General features: G+C 51.9%; 1 protein-coding gene. It reads left to right on the forward strand.

Annotation, left to right across the window (positions count from 1 at the left end; all coding sequences use genetic code 11):
- Positions 1-221: 221 nt before the first annotated feature.
- A partial coding sequence (locus JIN81_RS19200) for a hypothetical protein (RefSeq protein ID WP_234045606.1) occupies positions 222-720 on the forward strand: 499 nt, incomplete at its 3' end.

Consider the following 720-nt stretch of genomic DNA (forward strand, 5'->3'; position numbering starts at 1 on the left):
TTGGCTTCAGATGGTAGTTTCGTTTCATTTCTGGTATTCCTACAGGGGACTTGAACCCCATTTACAACGCGCCCATGCTGGGCACACACAAGTCGGAGCAGGACGACGCCTTTCAGCGGCCTTGTTGAATTTCAGTTTTGGTGTTTCATTACCATGAACAGGACTCGCGAGCGCCGCTTTAATTCACCGGCGCCGCCTGTCCTCAAACGTTCTACCAATAAATGATCACGCGTGCCCTATCATCTCTTCTCATTGCTGCAGTTCCGTTGGCGACCTCTTCAGCAGCAACAGTGTCTTCCGACACGCCTCTGCTAAGTTCCTCTGGTACCGCAATTTCGATCTTCGACGTTGCCACTGGACAAAGCACATTTCTGGCCTCCACTGGCTTGGATAGCGGACTGAACAATTTCTTCGAAGTGGATTCCGTTAACAGTATGGCGTATCGCTACGGACGTCTGGGTGGAGTCAACACCCTGAGCACAGTCAACCTGCTCACCGGTACTGCCGAAACCGTTTCCTACGGTGGAGATCCCTTTGCCGTCTACAATGGCCAGTTGTTAAGTTCCTCTGGCACTGCAATTTCGATCTTCGACGCTGCCACTGGACAAAGCACATTTCTGGCCTCCACTGGCTTGGATAGCGGACTGAACAATTTCTTCGAGGTGGATTCCGTTAACAGTATGGCGTATCGCTACGGACGTCTGGGTGGAGTCAACACCC

This window comes from Haloferula rosea, from assembly GCF_016595525.1.
Taxonomy (GTDB): Bacteria; Verrucomicrobiota; Verrucomicrobiia; order Verrucomicrobiales; family Akkermansiaceae; genus Haloferula; species Haloferula rosea.